An 18,868-nucleotide genomic window follows, 5' to 3' on the forward strand; every position below is an offset into this window, starting at 1 on the left:
ACTTATCGTCCTTGAGCATTTTCCATATTGGCTTTATTAATCTCAACCTTATACACCAAACGCAAATAGTCTAAGTAATCTTGCAACTGATCTTGACCTAAATTATCACGGATAATCGCTGCCGTTTGCGCTCTTTGGTCTGCAGATAATGGCGATTGCTGGTCTGTTTTGATACGATCACCAACCAATACGGTTGCACCCATCTCTGTTTTGCTTGCCACAGCAACCACAGCCTTCTCAGGTGCTTGCTTACTAAACGCTAAGCCGCGCTCTTTTTCTGTCAATTGCGTGGTCTGACGGTTGACTTTACCAAGTGCCTGGAACGTTACTGCCTGCTTATTGATATCGGCGGTAGTTTTGATGCCGGTGGCAAGTTTTTTCGCATCATTTAATGCTAAATCACTGGCTTTTTGCTGACGCAGTAGCTGCGTAATTCTAGGGGTTGCAGCAGATAAAGACAGTGTTTTGGTCGGACGATAGTTACTTGGCTGTACCCAGACTGTGCCATTACCAACCTCGATGCCTGCTGTGACCGCTTGATCTTGAATGGTGAACTCATCAAACGCTTGTTTAATCACGGCTGGCTGCGCTAGAACAGATTTATTGTTCTCTTTGCGGTAATCTTTAAGACGTTTTAATGACACATTTTCTTGCTGAGCAATATCTTCAATACTAAACCCATCTGCCGCTAAATCGTTAATTGCCGTTACTTTGTCAGCGTAGATTTCTTGACGCTTGTACTCTTTTGCTTTGGCAGTTAACTCATCACGCATACTCTCAAGGCTTGGTATTTTTTTACCATTATCTTCAGTCACCGTAAATATCTGATAACCAAAGCTGGTCTTCACCGGTACGCTGACATCACCTACACTCAAGCCTTCTAACGCTTTCTCTACCGCAGCAGCGTCGTTGCCAAATACCGACGGATTAAAGCGTCCGATATCACCGCCTGTTTCCCCTGATGGGTCATCTGACTCTGTCTTAGCAACCTTTGCAAAAGCTTCACCTTTGGCAAGACGCGCTTTAATTTTATCAGCACGTGCTTTGGCATCGCTACCAGTCAATAAGATTTGGCTGATCTTACGCTCATCGACGACAGCAAGGCTTTGCTTATAGGCTTCATATTGCTGCTGTAAATCCTCTTTAGTGACTTCGTTTACTTGGATGGTCTGAGGGCTAAGCTGCAAATAAGCCAAATCGACCATAGCGGCACTTTTTAGCGTGTCTTTATTGGCATCATAATACGCTTGGATGTCGTTTTTGTTTAATGTTACTTTTGATACATAATCTTGCCAGTCAAAACGATGTAGCCAAATATTGCGCGACTCTAGCTGTAAATCAATCAGCTGGCTGACCGCTTTCATAGGATAGGCAGCAGTACCAACGATACTGGCATTCAGCTGATCTAAGCTCAACTGATTGCGGAACTCATCAAACAGCTGGGTTTTTGTCATATTACGTTGACGTAAAAAGCTTGCAAACTGATCATTTGAAAACTCGCCATCTGCACCTTTAAAGATCTCTTCTTGACGCAAAAGACGATTGATGGTGTCATCAGAGACGGTCATGCCAAGCTTGCCAGCCTGCTGCTCTAGCAAGGTGCGATCAATCAGACCTTTTAACACCTGCTCATGTAGCACATCTTCATTTAATAAACTGGCATCATCAACTTGGTCCAAAAGCTCAGTACGGCGATTGTTTACCGCAGTCTGATACTCTGATAGGCCGATACTCGCGTCCCCTACCTGAGCGATCTGATTGGGATCGACATTACCCCCAAAGTAGCTTTCGACGCCCAATAGAGCGAGCGGCGATAGGCATAAAATCAATAAAATGCGACCCGGCCAGCTTTTTAAAAAATCGCGCAATTTATCCATAGTTATCTCTGCTTTATTAACCTATATTGATGAAAAACCATTGTAATACTATTAATAATATCAACGCTCTACAAGCTGGCAATGGTAAGAAAATGGTAAAACTAACAAGGGGTGCATTTTATTATGGTCGCTCAAGGTGGATAACGCCGTCTTGATTCGAACAACATCTCTATCGCGCGCCCTATGATACGTGATTTTTCATGCAGACTCAAAATATTCAGGCGATATAATACAAACTATAGCACTAAAAAAAGCACCTAATATCTAGGTGCTTTTTTGATGAGTCGCTCATAGCTGTTATGAGGTGTCACCTTTTATTACTTTATCATCAACAAACGCAGTTTTTATTCGTGTATCACGTCATAAGCTGCGACTGTCTTTAAATAGATACGGCTTAGTTCAAGCGCTCTTTTAGGTTTTTACCAGCTTTAAAGCTTGGTACTTTGCTGGCTGGGATGCTTAGCTCTTCACCAGTCTTAGGGTTACGGCCAGTACGTGCTTTACGATCTTTTACGCTAAAAGTACCAAAACCAACCAGTGAGATGCTATCGCCAGCTTCTAGAGCTTCGCCAACGCTTTCCATAACGGCATTCAATGCTTCGCCAGCTTGAGTTTTATTTAGACCACTTTTCTCAGCAATGCTATCAATTAATTCTGACTTATTCATAAAATTTCCTTCAAGTTTTAGGGGGTAAAAAAATGCTCACGCCAAGCATTGTATCGCTCTCAGAGTACTTAAGCAATAAAAACCACTTGGCTCATATATAAACAGGTTTTGCTTTGTTATCGCCTTTATAGCAAGGCAACATAAGGAGCGCAAGCAATTTTACATATTTTTGTGCACTCTACAACGTATTTGACACCCAATGTTACCTAAACCTGCTGCAATATGATGACAAAAACGCTATTTTAGCTTTTAATTTGTGTCTTAGCTTTTATTTACTGAACGCTTATCTAGACGCTGATGTTTATCAACACCAACTATAATACTCAACGCATAAAATAAAAGAATTATTGTCAGGTAATAATTTTGCAACTGACAGAAACCCGCGTTACTTTTTATCATAAAGGCGTTACTATAAGCGCAATGTCATTGCACACTTTGGGTCGGTTTCAACCCTTACTTATCTTCTTATGTTTTATTTGAACAATAAAAACGGATTATCTACATGAAGCGTTCTACGTTGTCTCACTCTTTTCTTAATGTCATTTTGGTGTTTATCGAATCGGCGCTGACCCTATTGTTACGTTTAGATCCAGAACTCCGTAAAGCCGCTTATCCACTTGCTAAGCAAGAAACTGTCGTTGCGCTTAGATTATATCTACCACACGTAGAGGTGTTCGCTACTTTTAGTACCAAAGGCGTGTTATTAGATGACAGGCTACCTATTGGTCGCAGTGAGCCTGATGTCGTGATCAATGCTTATAGCCTGCAAGTGATTAACGCCATTACCACGCATGATAGTGAAACAACTGAAAAGCTGCAAATGCGTGGTGAAACGGTACAGGTTCAGCTAGTTAAGCAATTTATTATGCAACTTGGTCTAGGTAGCTTAATTCAAGGCTTAATCAAAAAGATTAAGGGCGGTAAAAGCAAGCCCAAGCCGACCGAAGCGGAAATGGCAGATAAAAAAGAAAGCTATAAGCTACGTATTAAAGAACAGCAAATCGAAATTACCACTTTGACCATCAAAAATCGTGAGCTCGAAATCGCTGTCAAAGAGCTACAAAGCAAACAAAAGACTTTTATCATCACGACAATAATTGCTTCTATCATTGCTCTTGCTGCCATCATTGCACTGTTTGTGATGAATTAATGTTCAAAAAATAACCTGATGTATAGATGATTTATTAAAAATATCTCTTAAGAGCGTTTGATATGACAGATCGTCTATCAAGCGCTTTTTTCGTTTTATCTTCAATCATTGTTTTTATCAATCATCGTCATTAATATCACTAACCATTCAACCACACTTTAATCTTGACTAAATTACTCGGGATTGAGTATAATTACCTTATCGTTGCACACATCGGGTAAACCATCTGTTGTTTAATAACGATAAGACACACTTAGTCGACAGATGATTTTTCTTATTAGCAGCATAGCTATTTATATGTGACTGGCTATATCTTAACCATCTGACCGATACTAAGATCGTTGTTAAATAAAATTATCCTTAAAAAGTTTGGAGATAACACATGCGTTTAACTACTCGAGGCAGATATGCCGTGACCGCTTTGCTAGATTTGGCATTACAAACCAGCCAACAAGAAAGCGCGGTGTCTTTATCCGACATTGCCAAGCGACAGTCCATTTCTATATCCTACCTTGAGCAGTTATTCTCAAAACTTCGTAAGCGTGGTTTGGTCACTAGTATTCGCGGCGCAGCAGGTGGCTATTATTTAGCAAAGCCACTTGATCAGATTGATGTGATGAGTATCATTTCTGCTGTCGATGAATCGGTCAATGCCATGCAGTGTGAAGGACGCGGCGACTGCCAAGGTGGTACAATGTGTCTGACCCATGATTTGTGGTGTGCCTTATCAAATCATGTAGAGCAGTACTTGAAAAATATAACATTAGCGCAATTATTAAACATGGAGCATGTGCAGTCTGTATCAGATCGGCAGCACAGCGATGCTCTAAAAGATATTTCTATAAAAGACATTAACACTATTACTTTATCGACCAGCGAGGCAAACCCAGCATGAGCCAACATAACACCCTTATATATTTAGATTATGCCGCCACGACGCCAGTTGCTAAGTCAGTCGCTGCCAAGATGAGCGAATATCTGACGGTAGATGGCATCTTTGGTAACCCAGCATCACGCTCGCATGGCTACGGCTGGCAAGCAGAAGAAGCGGTAGAAACGGCTCGTCAGCAAGTTGCTGAGGTCATCAATGCTGATCCTCGCGAAATCGTCTTTACCTCTGGTGCGACAGAATCTGATAACTTAGCCATCAAAGGTGCTGCTCATTTTTATCAGTCTCGTGGTAAGCATATTATTACCAGTAAAATTGAGCATAAAGCGGTATTAGATACCTGCCGTGAGCTTGAGCAAGAAGGTTTTGAGATTACGTATCTTGAGCCGCAGCCAAGCACTGGCATGATTTTACCAGAGCAAGTAAAAGAAGCTCTGCGTGAAGATACTATCTTAGTGTCTCTCATGATGGTGAATAATGAGCTTGGTACGGTGACTGATGTTACAGCGATTGGTGAAATCACGCGCGAAGCGGGTGTTATTTTTCACGTTGATGGCGCACAGTCTGTTGGTAAAGTACTTATCAACCTTGCAGAGATGAAAATTGATTTAATGAGTTTCTCAGGTCATAAAGCTTATGGTCCTAAAGGTATTGGTGCTCTATTCGTTAGTCGCAAGCCGCGTATTCGCCTAAAAGCCGAGCAGCATGGCGGTGGTCATGAGCGCGGTATGCGTTCAGGTACTTTGCCGACTCACCAAATCGTAGGTCTTGGCGCAGCATTTGAGTTAGCTAATCAGCGCTATCAAGAAGACCATGCTCATGCGGCAAAATTACGCCAAAAACTGTGGGATGGTCTACAAGATATTGAAGAGATTTATCTAAACGGTGATTTAGAGAATAGTGTCCCTAATATTGTAAATATCAGCTTTAACTTTGTTGAAGGTGAGTCTCTGATGATGTCGCTAAAAGACTTAGCTGTCTCATCAGGTTCAGCGTGTACCTCAGCGACTCTTGAGCCATCTTATGTCTTGCGCGCTATTGGTCGCCCAGACGAGTTGGCACATAGCTCAATCAGATTTAGCTTTGGTCGTTATACTACTGAAGAAGACATTGATACGGTTATCACCCAGATGCATCAAGCTGTTGATAAATTACGTGCGCTATCGCCACTTTGGGATATGTATCAAGAAGGCGTTGATTTAGATTCAGTAGAATGGTCTGAGCACTAATACTACATTTAAGCTTTATAATTTAAAAAATAATGGCAACAGCGATATTTTTATTTACTTTTTTTACTAAACATAAAAATATCGCCATAGCTAATGAATCAGACAATTATACATTAAGTGTTTGACCCCAATTATCGATGAGCCAGTAACCCATTAACAAAGACAGTCATTAAATGACAGCTCATCATCTAACCAGGAGAAAACCCCATGGCCTATAGTGACCAAGTTATTGATCATTACGAAAATCCACGCAACGTTGGCAATCTTGACAAAAATGCCAAAAACGTCGGCACTGGTATGGTCGGCGCACCAGCCTGTGGTGATGTTATGCGTTTACAAATCCAAGTCGATGATAACGGTATTATCGAAGATGCACGCTTCAAAACTTACGGCTGCGGTTCAGCCATTGCTTCAAGCTCGCTCGTTACTGAGTGGCTAAAAGGCAAAAGCTTGGATCAAGCTGGTGAAATTAAGAACAGTCACATTGCTGAAGAATTGGCATTACCACCAGTAAAAGTGCATTGCTCAGTCCTTGCAGAAGATGCTATTAAAGCGGCTATTAGCGACTATAAAGGCAAGCATGTTCCTGCTTAAGTATAGTCGTCGTGAAAATGACCGGCTATATTAAGCCATGTATAAGCGGTTTGATATATAGTATTTAGCAACTTGTTCTCTGTATGAAAGCGCAAGCTGCCAAAAAGCGGCTAACGCCAAGGAGGTGACAATGACGCTTATGTAATTGTCACCTTTTATTTATTTCGTTATTTATTTTGAATTTTTATCCCTATTATTGATAGTCAATGGGAGTTGGCATGATTGAAATGACAGAACGCGCCGCCCAACATGTGCGTGAGTTTTTGGACAATCGCGGCAAAGGCGAAGGCATACGCGTGGGTATTCGCACGGCAGGATGTTCAGGCTTGGCTTATGTTTTAGAGTTCGTCGATATCCCTGATGAAAACGACACCCGTTATGAAAGCCTTGGAGTCAGTATTTTTATTGACCCTAAAAGCTTGGTATATCTCGATGGTCTATTAATGGATTATGAAAAAGAAGGTCTCAATGAAGGCTTTAAATTCAGTAATCCTAACCAGAAAGGCGAATGTGGCTGCGGTGAGTCTTTTACGGTGTAACCGTTTTTACTATACAAAATAGAAGTCCTTAAAATAATAAATAAAATAAAGGCAGACGATATGACAGACAACGTATTAGAACCACAGTTTGATAATTTTTTTGCCTTATTTGAGCAGCCTGTACAGTTTGAGGTTGTACAAGACAATTTGGATCAGCGTTTACGTTTTTTGCAAAAACGCTATCATCCTGACAATGTCGCAAAAAATATATCCAATATTGCAAAAGCACAGCAGCAATCTGAGCAAGCATCAGCGCTTATTAATCAGGGCTATCAAACTCTGAGTTCGCCTGATAGTCGAGCCAGCTACTTGTTAGATATGGCAGGTCAAGCGCAAAGTCTAGAGCATTCCATCGCAGATCTGGACTTCTTAGAAGACGCTATGGAAATGCGTATGGATTTGGATGACGCTATTGGTGCTCAAGACATAGCAACGCTAAAGCAGTTACATCCACAGATTATAGAACGTCTAGCAAAGCAGTCAGCAAGCTTTAAAAACGCTTATGAGTCTCAAGACTGGCAAACCGCTATTGATTCTACCCAAAAGCTGAAATTTCTGGTGAAGTTAAATGCTGACGTCGTGACAGCCATTGATGGAATTTCGGCAGCTACACATTTAGATGATGATGATTTATATGTGTAATTAATGCGCTTATTAGTAGCGTTATTATTGAATATAATAATAACGGCTCAATTTATAATACGTTTTAGAAGTTTTAAAAAGCGACGGTTAAAGTAAGACCAATTATCTCGTATAATCTTGACTCTAAAAGCCTTTAATGGCTAGTTTCTATATTCAAACATTTATAGCAAAACTATTTTATGTTGTACTAACGATAGTCTATTTATCGCCTTTGTATCATTTCACTTATTCATTTTATCTTTGAGTTATCTTATGTCCTTAATGCAAATTGCTGAACCCAATCAAAGCACCCGACCTCACGAGCATCGTTTTGGCCTAGGCATTGACCTTGGTACCACGCGATCATTGGTCGCCGTGGTACGCTCAGGCAAGGCCCAAGTTTTGCAAGCAAGCACAGCGACAGATACCTTGTTGCCTTCTGTGGTGTATTATCCAAGTGAAGGTAGCCCATTGGTTGGTTCGGATGCCCTCGCCCACGTAGTAGATGATCCAAAAAATACCATTATTTCAGCCAAGCGCTTTATGGGTCGTAGCCAAGCTGATATCAAATTCTCTCATCCTTATGAGCTAAGCGGTGGTAAAGATGAGATGCCAGCTTTTGTCACTGCGCAAGGAGCCGTATCTCCTGTTGAAGTATCAGCGCGTATCTTAGCAGCGCTAGAACAGCGTGCTGCTCACGCATTGCCTGAGGATAGCATTCAAGGTGCGGTCATTACCGTGCCTGCCTATTTTGATGAAGCACAGCGTCAAGCTACTAAAGACGCCGCTCAAGCAGCTGGCATCAAGGTACTGCGTCTGTTGAACGAACCTACTGCAGCTGCGGTTGCTTATGGACTCGACCAAGCAACTGATGCAGGTATCGAGAAACATTACCTTATCTATGATTTGGGCGGCGGTACGTTTGATGTGTCGATTTTGAAACTAAACGATGGCGTTTTTGAGGTGCTAGCAACAGGTGGTAATAGTGCACTTGGTGGTGATGATATCGATCGCTTATTGACCAATTGGCTGATCAAGCAGTTGAATATCGATCCTAAAGACGTCAGCCTGCATGATAAGTCAATCCTTGCTCAGCAAGCCAAAGCTTATAAACAAGCACTGACGGACACTGAGCAAGTCGATATTGATATCGTCGTGAATGAGCAATCTTTTAAGGGCATATTGCGCCGTGAAGATTTATTAGTCATTGTAGACCCAGTGAGTCGCCGCACCTTGAGCGTTTGCGAACAAGTCTTACGTGATGCTAAACTTTCAACATCTGACTTAGATGAAGTTATTTTAGTTGGCGGCTCGACCCGCATGCCTGCTGTTAAACAAGTGGTTACTGATTTTTTTGCAAAGCAGCCCCTTTGTCGATTAAATCCAGATGAAGTCGTTGCTTTAGGTGCTGCACAAACTGCGCATCAATTGGTCAACGGTGATAGTGATAATAATTTATTGTTGTTAGATATCACTCCGCTATCGCTTGGTCTTGAAACCATGGGCGGTTTGGTTGAAGTGCTTATCCCGCGTAATACCCCTATTCCAGTTAAGAAACGCCAAATATTTACCACTTATCAAGATGGCCAGACTGGCATGATGATTCATGTGGTACAAGGTGAGCGCGAGACTGTCGATAACTGCCGCTCACTGGGACGCTTTGAGCTATACGGTATTCCGCCTATGAAAGCGGGATTTGCGCGAATCGAAGTGACTTTTAGCATTGATGCTAATGGGCAACTGACAGTGAGTGCACAAGAAACCACTACCAAGACCGAAAGTAAAATTGAGATTGTGCCCTCTTATGGCTTGTCTGATGAACAAAAAGAACAGTTACTCATTGCAGGATTTAAATACGCTGAAGAAGACAAGAACGCGCGCTCATTGATTGAAACCAAGGTTGAATCAGAACGTGAGATACTGGCACTGCAATCGGCATTGAAAGATTTTGATGCTTTACTTTCAGAAGATGCTAAGCAGTCTTTGGCACACACTATGCAAGACTTGCAAGCTGCGCTTGATACCAATGACTTAACCCTTATTGATGCAAAAAAGCTGGCGCTTAAACCGCATAGCGACGCCTTTGCTGCTCTTATCATGAATCAAAGCGTCAAGACCAGTATGGCAGGTACCAGCGCCAAAGACTGGTAAAAGAAATGCTTTACCATATTACTGACGTGTCGAATTAAGCATATTTTTATACTTTTAGATGTTATTTTAAATGGATTAGCACCGGATAGACTACCTTATGCCAAAAATCACTGTACTACCCCATCATGAAATTTGCCCCAAAGGCATCGAAGTTGAATTAGCAGCAGGCGAAAACTTATGTAAAGCCTTACTCGAAAAAGGCATCAAGATTGAACATGCTTGCGAGATGTCAAAAGCTTGTACGACTTGCCATGTCGTAGTGCGTAAAGGTTTTAATAGCTTAGATGAGATGGATGATATCGAAGCTGACTTACTCGACCGTGCTTGGGGGCTGGAACCTGATTCACGCTTGTCTTGTCAGGTAATGCTTGAGGATGACGATTTAACCATCGAAATTCCTAAGTACACTTTGAACCATGCCAAAGAAAATCACTAATTATTGATGACTTTATACTCATAAAAAAGCCAACTATATCTTATAGCTGGCTTTTTCCTATTCCAATATCTGATACTTTAAATAATCACAATCTATTCATGAGCAAAGAAAATTATTTACTATCATTATAGTATTGCTATAAATTATTTATGCTTCCCTTCTTTTTTGCTGGCTGCGTCAATTTTAATAGCGACAGATTTTTCTTCTTGCTCAATACGTGCAAGTGCAAGATTAAGACGACTTCTAATATCTTGATAATCGTTATCTTGCATGTCTCTAAAGTTCAAATGCAGATTAAAACCTGGAAGCGTGTGGTCTACCCATTTCGATAACTTGCCTTTATTTTCATCTGGATCTAATACTTTCCAAGCACTTACTTTATCATCAAAACCTTTTAGCGGGAAAGCACCTGCGTATTCGCAGTCAAAATCATGAGCGATATAGTCGTGAGTGCTCTCGCTAATGTATATTTCACCCTTACCAGCGACAGCTTCAAGCCTTGAAGCCAGATTGGCCTCTTTGCCAATCAGCGTATAGCTCAGACGATTATTACTACCAAAGTTACCAACATGACAGTAGCCTGTGCTAATACCTACGCGTATATATAATCCCTCAAAGCCCATCAGTCGCCATTTTTGCCTCAATGTGCGCATTTCACGGCGCATATCTATTGCCATAGCTACACAATCTAGGGCATCTTGACGCGGACCACGGCTATTTGGCTCTCCAAAAAAACACACCATGCCATCACCAATAAACTTATCTAATACTGCCCCATGTTTATTAGCGATCAAAGTCATACAGTGCATATAAGTGTTTAAAATATCAGCCAAATTATCTGCACTTAAGCTATCAGACAGCTCAGTGAAACCAACGATATCTGAAAACATAATCGTCAACTTAGCGCGTTTATTAGCGACAGTAACTGGACCGTCCGCTTTGACAATAGGCTCCCATACTTGCGGTGGTACGAAACGTGTCAACTTATTGATTACCGACACCATCGTACTTAAGCGCCCAACCACTTGCTCAGCCCGTGCCTCATAATGGATATACTCATAATATATATGGCGAAAGTGACAAAGCATTACGATCATCGTTGCTAGCAAGATGATAGGCGTTATCCAAGTGGTGTGACAATCTATCTCGGCACTACTCAAAATGACACTAACGTAGTAAAAAATAATGATGGTAACGATGGATACAGAAACCAGCTTTAGATGATTCTCAGGGCTGCTAATAATAATACGCAATCCGATCAACGACGCTAAACTTAATGAGATAATAGGACAAAGCTGAATGGAACCAATAACAGAAGACAATAAAATAATAACTATATTAGACGTCCAAAAGCTTTTTTGACGACGAAAGTTATAAACTAAAATCATCAGGCTAGGTAAGCAGACGACGATTAAAAGTGCCATTGAAGTTGGACTGAAGTCAAAATGGATAGCGAGCAGTATCACGCTGAGTATGAGAACAAAGATTTCAGGATAATCAAATCGACAGACATCTGTACCCTGTATAGATTTTTTTGGGCTAAAGGTGTCTAAAAGTGCCATGAGAGCTATTCGCTTAAATCAGTAAAATCATTGAAAGTACTCATAAAGATAGTATAGATAATGTACCTTATCCTTATAAAAAATATTTATGCTTATAAATAATATAAGAGAAATTAAACAGTTAACTTGCATATTATACGTTCTAATCTTAGTAACAGCTATGTCATTGAGTCCTCAAAGTATACCGTTTGTCATTTATTTTGTTACCAAAGCCAATGAAATCATCATCTCAAGACCTTTGTACTAAACATAAATATCAAGTTAAAGCTAATGGCAAAAAAGCCAGATAATATATCTGACTTCTTTTAACTGACATGTACCAAACAATGTTAAAACTATCAATAAGTAGTTAATTACATCTGCCAATCAAACGGCATTTGATGATGACCGCGCAGTGCCATCATCAAAGTCTGTTGCATTTGCGCCAATACTTCTTTGCTATAAGGCACTGCAGGAACGCCCCATACCGGATTTGGCCACTGCATATCGTTTTGATAGCGGACAATATGATGAAAATGAAGCTGTGGTACTTGATTACCGAGTGCTGCCACATTCATTTTATCTGCCTGAAAAGTTTTAGCGAGCTGACTTGATAACCAGCTCGATTCACGCAAAAACTGCGTTTGGTCTGCCTCAGACAATTCATACAATTCTTTGATGCCTGATACTCGTGGCACCAATATCAACCATGGAAACTGGCAATCATTGATTAAGCGACAGGTTGATAGTGGAAAATCACCCACTAAAAAACTATCGGCAGCAAGTTTATGATGAAGTTGGAACATAATGGCGGTTCTCTTGTTATGAAACTCAAGTAAAAGAATAAGAAAGATTAGGCTTAACATTTAAAACAGATATTTAAGGTAAAAATACAGTGACGCTATTTTATCAGTTATCCAATCGATAAAATAGCGTCATGATTTATTGTCTAAATGTCCTGCTTTTTAAATCTCTTAGTCTATAAGGTAAAGGTTAAACAGCTATTTTCCATGGTATATAGTGATGATTGAATATCCTAAACCGACTCTACCACCATATGCTTGCTAAAATAGCTTAATAACTCTTGAATCACCGTGACACGCTGCTGCGGTGTTGCCAATTTATCAGCATCCTGATAGCGAATGCCAGAAGCACCATTCATACGATAGTGCTGCCCATTTGCTTGAATTAGTTTAATAATCGCCAAAGCATCGACCGGGGTATCGGGTGCAAACTCTAATGTCATGCTATTACTATTGGCATCAATTTTATTAATTTTCAAAGGCTCGGCTTGTATGCGTAGACCATGAACCGCAAATAACTGCTTGGTCTGCTCTGGCAAAACACCAAAACGATCAATCATTTCAGTTCGAATATCAGTCAGTGCCTCTTTATCATCGGCATTACCAATACGTTTATAAAATAACAAACGCTGATGCACATCATGCAGATACTCTTCTGGTATCAGTGCCGAGCTATGCAGATTGATTTCGCTGGTTAGCGATAATGGTGTACTTAAATCAGGCTCTTTACCGGCTTTAATCGCCTTCGTTGCTCGCTCTAGCATATCCATATATAGACTGAAACCCATTGCCTGCATATTACCACTTTGCTGCTTACCAAGTATTTCCCCAGCACCGCGAATCTCTAAATCTTCACTTGCCAGCATAAAGCCTGCACCTAATGTGTTAGCACGCTCAATAGCATGCAATCGGCGCTTGGCATCTCCTTTAAGCCCCTTGATAGACGGTACAAGTAAATAGCAATAAGCTTGATGATGACTACGACCCACGCGACCACGCAGCTGATGTAATTGAGCCAAACCAAACTTATCCGCGCGCTCAATAATAATGGTATTAGCATTCGGTACATCAATACCCGTTTCGATAATGGTCGAACAAATTAGCACATTGAATTTTTTATGATAATACTGCTGCATGACTTGTTCTAGTTGACGTTCTTGCATTTGCCCATGAGCGACCCCTACTCGCGCTTCAGGCACTAGTTCACGTATGGTCTCTGCCATACGCTCAATACTGGCCACATCGTTATGCAATAGATAAACTTGACCACCACGCAACAGCTCACGCAAGATAGCCTCTTTCATCAAAGCGTCGGTCTTCTGCATGACAAAAGTCTTAATCGCAAGACGACGGGCTGGTGGCGTGGCAATAATCGACATATCACGCATACCCGAGAGCGCCATATTGAGCGTTCTCGGGATGGGCGTCGCTGTCATCGACATACTATCAACATCAGTCTGAATCGCCTTAATACGCTCTTTATGGCGCACCCCAAAGCGATGTTCTTCGTCAACAATCATTAGACCTAGATTAGAGAACTTTACATCGGGCTGTAATAACTTATGCGTACCAATGACGATATCAACCTTGCCTGCCTCAAGGTCTGTTAGCACAGTGTCTTGATGTTTTTTACCGCCAAAGCGCGAAAGCGTTTCAATACGTACTGGCCAATCAGCAAAACGATTGCGGAAATTGTCTTCATGCTGACCGGCTAGCAAGGTAGTCGGCACCAGCACCGCTACTTGATAACCAGCACTGACCGCAATGAATGCCGCGCGCATGGCTACTTCCGTTTTACCAAAACCTACATCACCACAGATGAGACGATCCATGGGCTGATTCTGCTTCATATCTTCCATGACTGCATGAATAGCGCTGGCTTGATCCGGTGTTTCTTCAAAGGCAAACTGACTAGCAAACAGCTCGTATTGCGAGATATCTATTTTAAAATGAATCCCGACCTTTGCCTCACGCCGTGCTTGTATATTAAGCAACTCAGCGGCGACATCATGGATTTGCTCGAGCGCTTTCTGTTTAGCTTTATCCCATTTTCCACTACCAATCTTGTGCAATGGTGCAAGCGCTGGGTCGCCGCCGCTATAGCGATTAATCATTTGCAGATTGGCAACCGGCACGTAAATACTGGCATCATCAGCATATTTTAAGTGAATAAATTCTTGCTCACCATCTCCGACATCTAAAGTTATTAAACCATTATAACGTCCAATGCCATGCTCAATATGAACGACTGGACTGCCATCAGTTATTTCAGTCACGCTTTTAACCAAGAACTCTTCTGATACACCACTTTGACGACGGCGGCGCGTTTGCAGCACTTGCCGACCAAATAATTGCGTCTCACTAATTAATACCAAACGCTCTGGCACATAGACGCCACGTTCAATAGGCGCAACCGTTAGCCCAACTTGTGGCAGCTTTTTAGCATTAAGACCAGTAGTTTTATCGGCAGCTAAAAACGCCTCAAAGCTGTCATAAGCCTTGATCTCAATCTTACCCTTAAACAGCTCAATAAGAATCTCACGACGACCTGCTGTCTCAGATACTATTAATACTGGTGTTGCTGTTTGCGCTTGTAGATCTAAGAACGCTAGCAGCTCAGTAAGTGGCTCTGCTTTTTGATGATTGACAGCCAACTGTGGTGGCTCTAGCGCGCTTAATGTCACCAATCCTTGTTGCTTATTCTGAACAAAATCTAACTGTGGTTGCTCAAATAACTGTAATTGACTCTCCAATACTGTCTCGTCAATCGCAGACGCATCATTCATTGTCGACAGTTCATTACGTGCACTCAGTATCACCCGTGGATAATGATTGAGATGCTCGTTAAGAGTGTTTGACAATAAATACAGCAACTCAGGGGCGACAATAGGTTTATCGATATCATGACGGCGCTCTTCATAGCGGCGCTGGATTTGCGACCAATAATCCGCCTGTTTCTCGTTAATTAGCTCATCAGTGATGAATAGCGTATCGCTTGGCAGATAAGCAAATAAACTACTCTCTACCGTCCAATCTTTTAAATCAAAAAACAGTGGCTGATAATATTCCAGTCCGCTACTCGCAATGCCCGCCATCACATCTTTATGTAATTCGAATTTACGGCTATTGCTATTGGGGAACATGGCAGCAAAATTGGTGCGAAAGGTTTCACGCCCTTCATCAAGTGGAAACTCTTTTGCGGGTAGGATCTGAAACTGTTTAATAGGCTTTGAGATATCTGGCAGTTTATGCAGTAGCGACAATGACTCTTTGCCCATACTACTATCGTTACCACTCATCATTGACTTTAAATCATCAACGGTCAATGTCCGTTGGGTCTGCGGATTAAAAAAGCGAATGGTTTCAATTTCATCGTCGAATAAATCTAGACGTAGCGGGAATGGCTGACCCATGGCAAAGATATCAATGATACTACCACGTACCGCAAATTCCCCCGGCTCAAAGACATTATCTACCGCTCGGTAACCTGCTTTTGCTAATAAGCTACGTTGGGTATTGATATCAAACTGATCGCCAACACTTAAATCAAAATGCTGTCCAATTAACCAGCTTGGTGGCGCAACACGGTGCATTAATGCTTGCACAGATATCAATAGCACGCCTGACGTTGGCATATCGGTTAATAAATTGATACGCTCGCTGACAATATCTTGATGCGGTGACAACTCATCATAGGTCAGTGTCTCCCAATCAGGAAATACATGAGCATCCACGCCGCAAAACGCCAACTCTGTCTCTATTTGATTCAGCTGATTTTGGTCACGCGTCACTACGACTTTTAGACGCTCGGCAACATTCCATATAGGTGCTTGTACTAAACTTGCCAGCCATAAGCTGCTGACTGCACCGTGCACAGGTGCAAGCCAGCGACGCTGGGCATTTTGGATAGGGAATAATTGCTGGTTAATCGGGGCAAAGGCGTCAGTCAAAGCAGTGATAGGCATAAAGGGTAAGATCAAGGTTAAGAGTCAGAAAGCTATTATACGAATATTTGCGCAATTACCAAAATTTATGCCGTAACGGTTTGTCACATAGCATTATTATAGATAACACCAAGAGCAAAACACTTTATAAAATAAAGATTTATGGCTAAGAATAGGGCTGATAAACGAAAAGACCTTAGCTTGCGAGCCAAGGTCTTTATAGGGAACTCTTCAAAAACAGACTTTGTCTTTAAATTAATGGCTTGTCACTAGCGATAATGCCGTTATTGTCTGCGTAGACAAACATACCAGAATTTAGCGTTAAATCACCAAAGCTGATTTCAAGATCGGTTTGACCTTCATCGCGGCGATTTGATTTACGCGGGATACAACCAAGCGCCATTACCCCGATGTCCATTGCTGCCATATCATCAACATCACGAACACAGCCATACACCACAACCCCTGCCCAGCCATTATCAATAGCCGACTGTGCAATCATGTCACCTAACAGCGCACAACGCATCGAACCACCGCCGTCAACGACCAACACCTTGCCATCACCGTCTTTGTCTTTACCATCACTGTTAAGCAACGATTTGACGCGACTATTATCTTCAAAACATTTGACGGTCACAATCTCACCGCAGAATTTGTCTTTACCGCCAAAACTATAAAACGATTTACCTTCGATATTAGGCAGGCATACCTGTGATTCAGGATTGGCATCTAATAAATCACAAGTTACAAAGTTTTCTTTGGTCATTGTTACTGATTCTGGCATGGTGAGACTCCTTGTCTGTTATGGTTAAATTGTTCTGACTTATTAAACTTAAACATTACTTAGGCTATTTATTATAGTAGTAACAAATGTAAAAGTTATCTAATTAATAGCTTAATGTTTTACACGGGTCATCGCAAGCATCTGTTTATTTTCGATAATATCAGTGGTTTTAATTGCGGGTTCGCTGCGGTATTTACTGCGATGATAGATATCATGGGCACTCATCGCCATGGCACTAGCGACACGCTTAGCTGAAATAGGATGTAAGGATAGTGACTCGGACACCAATGGCGATATAATCTGAAAGGCTTTTTGTCCCAGACTTTCAAGCGGGCGACCCTTATGTTTACCAAGTAGTAACGACGGACGGAAAATAACCAATTGGGCAAACCCTAATACCATTATAGACTCTTCCGTTTCAGCCTTTACTCGATTATATAAAAAGCGACTGTTTATGTCCGCATTCATTGAGGACAATAAAAAGAAGTTTTCAACGCCTTTCTCTTGGCAGAGTTTGGCAAAACCAACATTATAATCATGGTCAATCTTGCGAAAAACTTCATCACTACCCGCTTGTTTTTTGGTGGTGCCCAAGCAACTAAAAGCATCCGTTTTTCGATCAGCGCCAATGCTTGCAAAGATTTCGGCTAAGTTGTCAAAATCATTCACCTGATAAAAACGCATGCTCGCATTGATGTAGCGAGGCGGACGCCGTGCAATCACAATCAATGTGTCATAAATCTCACTCAGCTGCTTTACAAGATGTTGCCCGACCAATCCCGTTGCACCTATTACCATTGCTTTTCGCTGCATATCCTATCCATTTATAGAGTGTTGGAATACTTATGATCGTCAACAATGTGACTTTTTAAAGCCCGTCGGTGACGCTGACCACTGTAGTATCATACCTAAATTAATCAATCATCGAGGCTATTATGCATGATTTATTGTAAGAGATTTTATCAGCAAACAGTTTCACTTAGTTCATACGCTCGTTTGGACTCAAATACTCATTCAATATTATGATAAATACCTATTAAAGGCATAAAATCCCGCTCATTCACGTAATGCGGTAACTTCTTTGAGCATTAATCATCAAACTTATTGTCCTAAGGGCGATAATTTGCTAAGATAACCGGCTTTACACGTCAACGCTGTTTAATTATTCCAAACAGTTTTGGCGCTTGCGATGATTTATTACTATCAGATACTTTAATAGTAGGCATCGACATCATGTTCGGCGAGACGGCTGCTCGTTATCGATGATGGTTAAACCCTTTATTGCAATCCACATTCATAATTTTATCTGTCTTTATCAAGGAGATTCGCGTGGCTAATACTGCACAAGCTCGTAAACGCGCCCGTCAAAACACTAAACGTCGTCAGAACTCTGCGTCACAACGCTCTATGGTTCGTACTTATTTGAAACGTGTTGACGCGGCTATCGCTGCTAAAGATTATGACGCGGCTACCGAAGCTTACAAAAAAGCGGTACCGGTTCTTGATCGTATGGCTGACAAAGGTATTCTTCATAAGAATAAAGCTGCTCGTCGTAAGAGCCGCCTAAACAAAACCATCAAAGGCTTACTAGCTTAAGATTGGTTGCGTTTAGACCGTATGATGCTTCGATAACATCATAACTA

16 protein-coding genes are annotated in these 18,868 nt (G+C 41.4%); 9 read left to right on the top strand and 7 right to left on the bottom strand.

Annotated features, from left to right (window positions below; all coding sequences use genetic code 11):
- Positions 1-2: 2 nt before the first annotated feature.
- Positions 3-1,877 (bottom strand): SurA N-terminal domain-containing protein, encoded by a 1,875-nt coding sequence (locus VLA57_RS01490; protein ID WP_333954127.1) that lies wholly within the window; start codon positions 1,875-1,877, stop codon positions 3-5.
- 394 nt (positions 1,878-2,271) lie between these two features.
- Positions 2,272-2,544 (bottom strand): HU family DNA-binding protein, encoded by a 273-nt coding sequence (locus VLA57_RS01495; protein WP_068404475.1) that lies wholly within the window; start codon positions 2,542-2,544, stop codon positions 2,272-2,274.
- A gap of 502 nt (positions 2,545-3,046) precedes the next feature.
- Between VLA57_RS01495 and VLA57_RS01500 the strand changes: the two genes are divergently transcribed.
- The 8 genes from VLA57_RS01500 to fdx all read left to right on the top strand — a co-directional run bounded on the left by VLA57_RS01500 (position 3,047) and on the right by fdx (position 10,153).
- Positions 3,047-3,694 carry a hypothetical protein gene (locus tag VLA57_RS01500; protein ID WP_133104474.1) on the top strand — a complete coding sequence of 216 codons (648 nt, stop codon included), beginning with the start codon at positions 3,047-3,049 and terminating at the stop codon, positions 3,692-3,694.
- A gap of 382 nt (positions 3,695-4,076) precedes the next feature.
- A complete protein-coding gene (locus tag VLA57_RS01505) occupies positions 4,077-4,589 on the top strand; it encodes an Rrf2 family transcriptional regulator (protein ID WP_011513981.1) in 513 nt (170 codons plus the stop codon).
- Complete coding sequence (locus VLA57_RS01510) at positions 4,586-5,812, top strand: IscS subfamily cysteine desulfurase (protein ID WP_333954128.1); 1,227 nt, start codon at positions 4,586-4,588, stop codon at positions 5,810-5,812. Before VLA57_RS01505 ends, VLA57_RS01510 begins: the two co-directional genes overlap by 4 nt.
- Positions 5,813-6,019: 207 nt before the next feature.
- Entirely contained in the window at positions 6,020-6,406 is a 387-nt protein-coding gene (gene iscU / locus VLA57_RS01515) for a Fe-S cluster assembly scaffold IscU (protein ID WP_011513983.1), read from the top strand.
- Positions 6,407-6,624: 218 nt separating this feature from the next.
- Positions 6,625-6,945 (top strand): iron-sulfur cluster assembly protein IscA, encoded by a 321-nt coding sequence (iscA, locus tag VLA57_RS01520; protein WP_011280745.1) that lies wholly within the window; start codon positions 6,625-6,627, stop codon positions 6,943-6,945.
- Positions 6,946-7,005: 60 nt separating this feature from the next.
- On the top strand, positions 7,006-7,587 hold the full coding sequence (gene hscB, locus VLA57_RS01525) for a Fe-S protein assembly co-chaperone HscB (protein ID WP_333954130.1): 582 nt from the start codon (positions 7,006-7,008) through the stop codon (positions 7,585-7,587).
- Between the two features lie 252 nt (positions 7,588-7,839).
- Positions 7,840-9,717: a Fe-S protein assembly chaperone HscA gene (gene hscA, locus VLA57_RS01530; protein WP_333954131.1), complete on the top strand. Its 1,878-nt coding sequence runs from the start codon at positions 7,840-7,842 to the stop codon at positions 9,715-9,717.
- 97 nt (positions 9,718-9,814) lie between these two features.
- The gene (fdx, locus tag VLA57_RS01535; RefSeq protein ID WP_011513987.1) at positions 9,815-10,153 is read left to right on the top strand and encodes an ISC system 2Fe-2S type ferredoxin; all 339 of its coding nucleotides are present in this window, start codon (positions 9,815-9,817) and stop codon (positions 10,151-10,153) included.
- Positions 10,154-10,296: 143 nt separating this feature from the next.
- Here fdx and VLA57_RS01540 read toward each other — a convergent pair whose 3' ends face one another.
- The 5 genes from VLA57_RS01540 to VLA57_RS01560 all read right to left on the bottom strand — a co-directional run bounded on the left by VLA57_RS01540 (position 10,297) and on the right by VLA57_RS01560 (position 18,038).
- On the bottom strand, positions 10,297-11,715 hold the full coding sequence (locus VLA57_RS01540) for an adenylate/guanylate cyclase domain-containing protein (protein ID WP_333954132.1): 1,419 nt from the start codon (positions 11,713-11,715) through the stop codon (positions 10,297-10,299).
- A gap of 353 nt (positions 11,716-12,068) precedes the next feature.
- Positions 12,069-12,500, bottom strand: coding sequence for an HIT domain-containing protein (locus VLA57_RS01545; RefSeq protein ID WP_011513989.1), 432 nt, complete (start codon positions 12,498-12,500; stop codon positions 12,069-12,071).
- A gap of 230 nt (positions 12,501-12,730) precedes the next feature.
- Positions 12,731-16,462 carry a transcription-repair coupling factor gene (gene mfd / locus VLA57_RS01550; RefSeq protein WP_333954133.1) on the bottom strand — a complete coding sequence of 1,244 codons (3,732 nt, stop codon included), beginning with the start codon at positions 16,460-16,462 and terminating at the stop codon, positions 12,731-12,733.
- Positions 16,463-16,691: 229 nt separating this feature from the next.
- The gene (gene rraA, locus VLA57_RS01555; protein WP_333954467.1) at positions 16,692-17,207 is read right to left on the bottom strand and encodes a ribonuclease E activity regulator RraA; all 516 of its coding nucleotides are present in this window, start codon (positions 17,205-17,207) and stop codon (positions 16,692-16,694) included.
- Between the two features lie 129 nt (positions 17,208-17,336).
- Positions 17,337-18,038, bottom strand: coding sequence for an NAD-dependent epimerase/dehydratase family protein (locus tag VLA57_RS01560; protein WP_333954134.1), 702 nt, complete (start codon positions 18,036-18,038; stop codon positions 17,337-17,339).
- 516 nt (positions 18,039-18,554) lie between these two features.
- On the opposite strand from VLA57_RS01560, the gene rpsT reads away from it, so the two are divergent.
- Entirely contained in the window at positions 18,555-18,821 is a 267-nt protein-coding gene (gene rpsT, locus VLA57_RS01565; protein WP_011513993.1) for a 30S ribosomal protein S20, read from the top strand.
- Positions 18,822-18,868 lie beyond the last annotated feature (47 nt).

It is taken from the genome of Psychrobacter sp. S4(2024) (assembly GCF_036861305.1).
In the GTDB taxonomy this organism is placed as follows: domain Bacteria; phylum Pseudomonadota; class Gammaproteobacteria; order Pseudomonadales; family Moraxellaceae; genus Psychrobacter; species Psychrobacter cryohalolentis.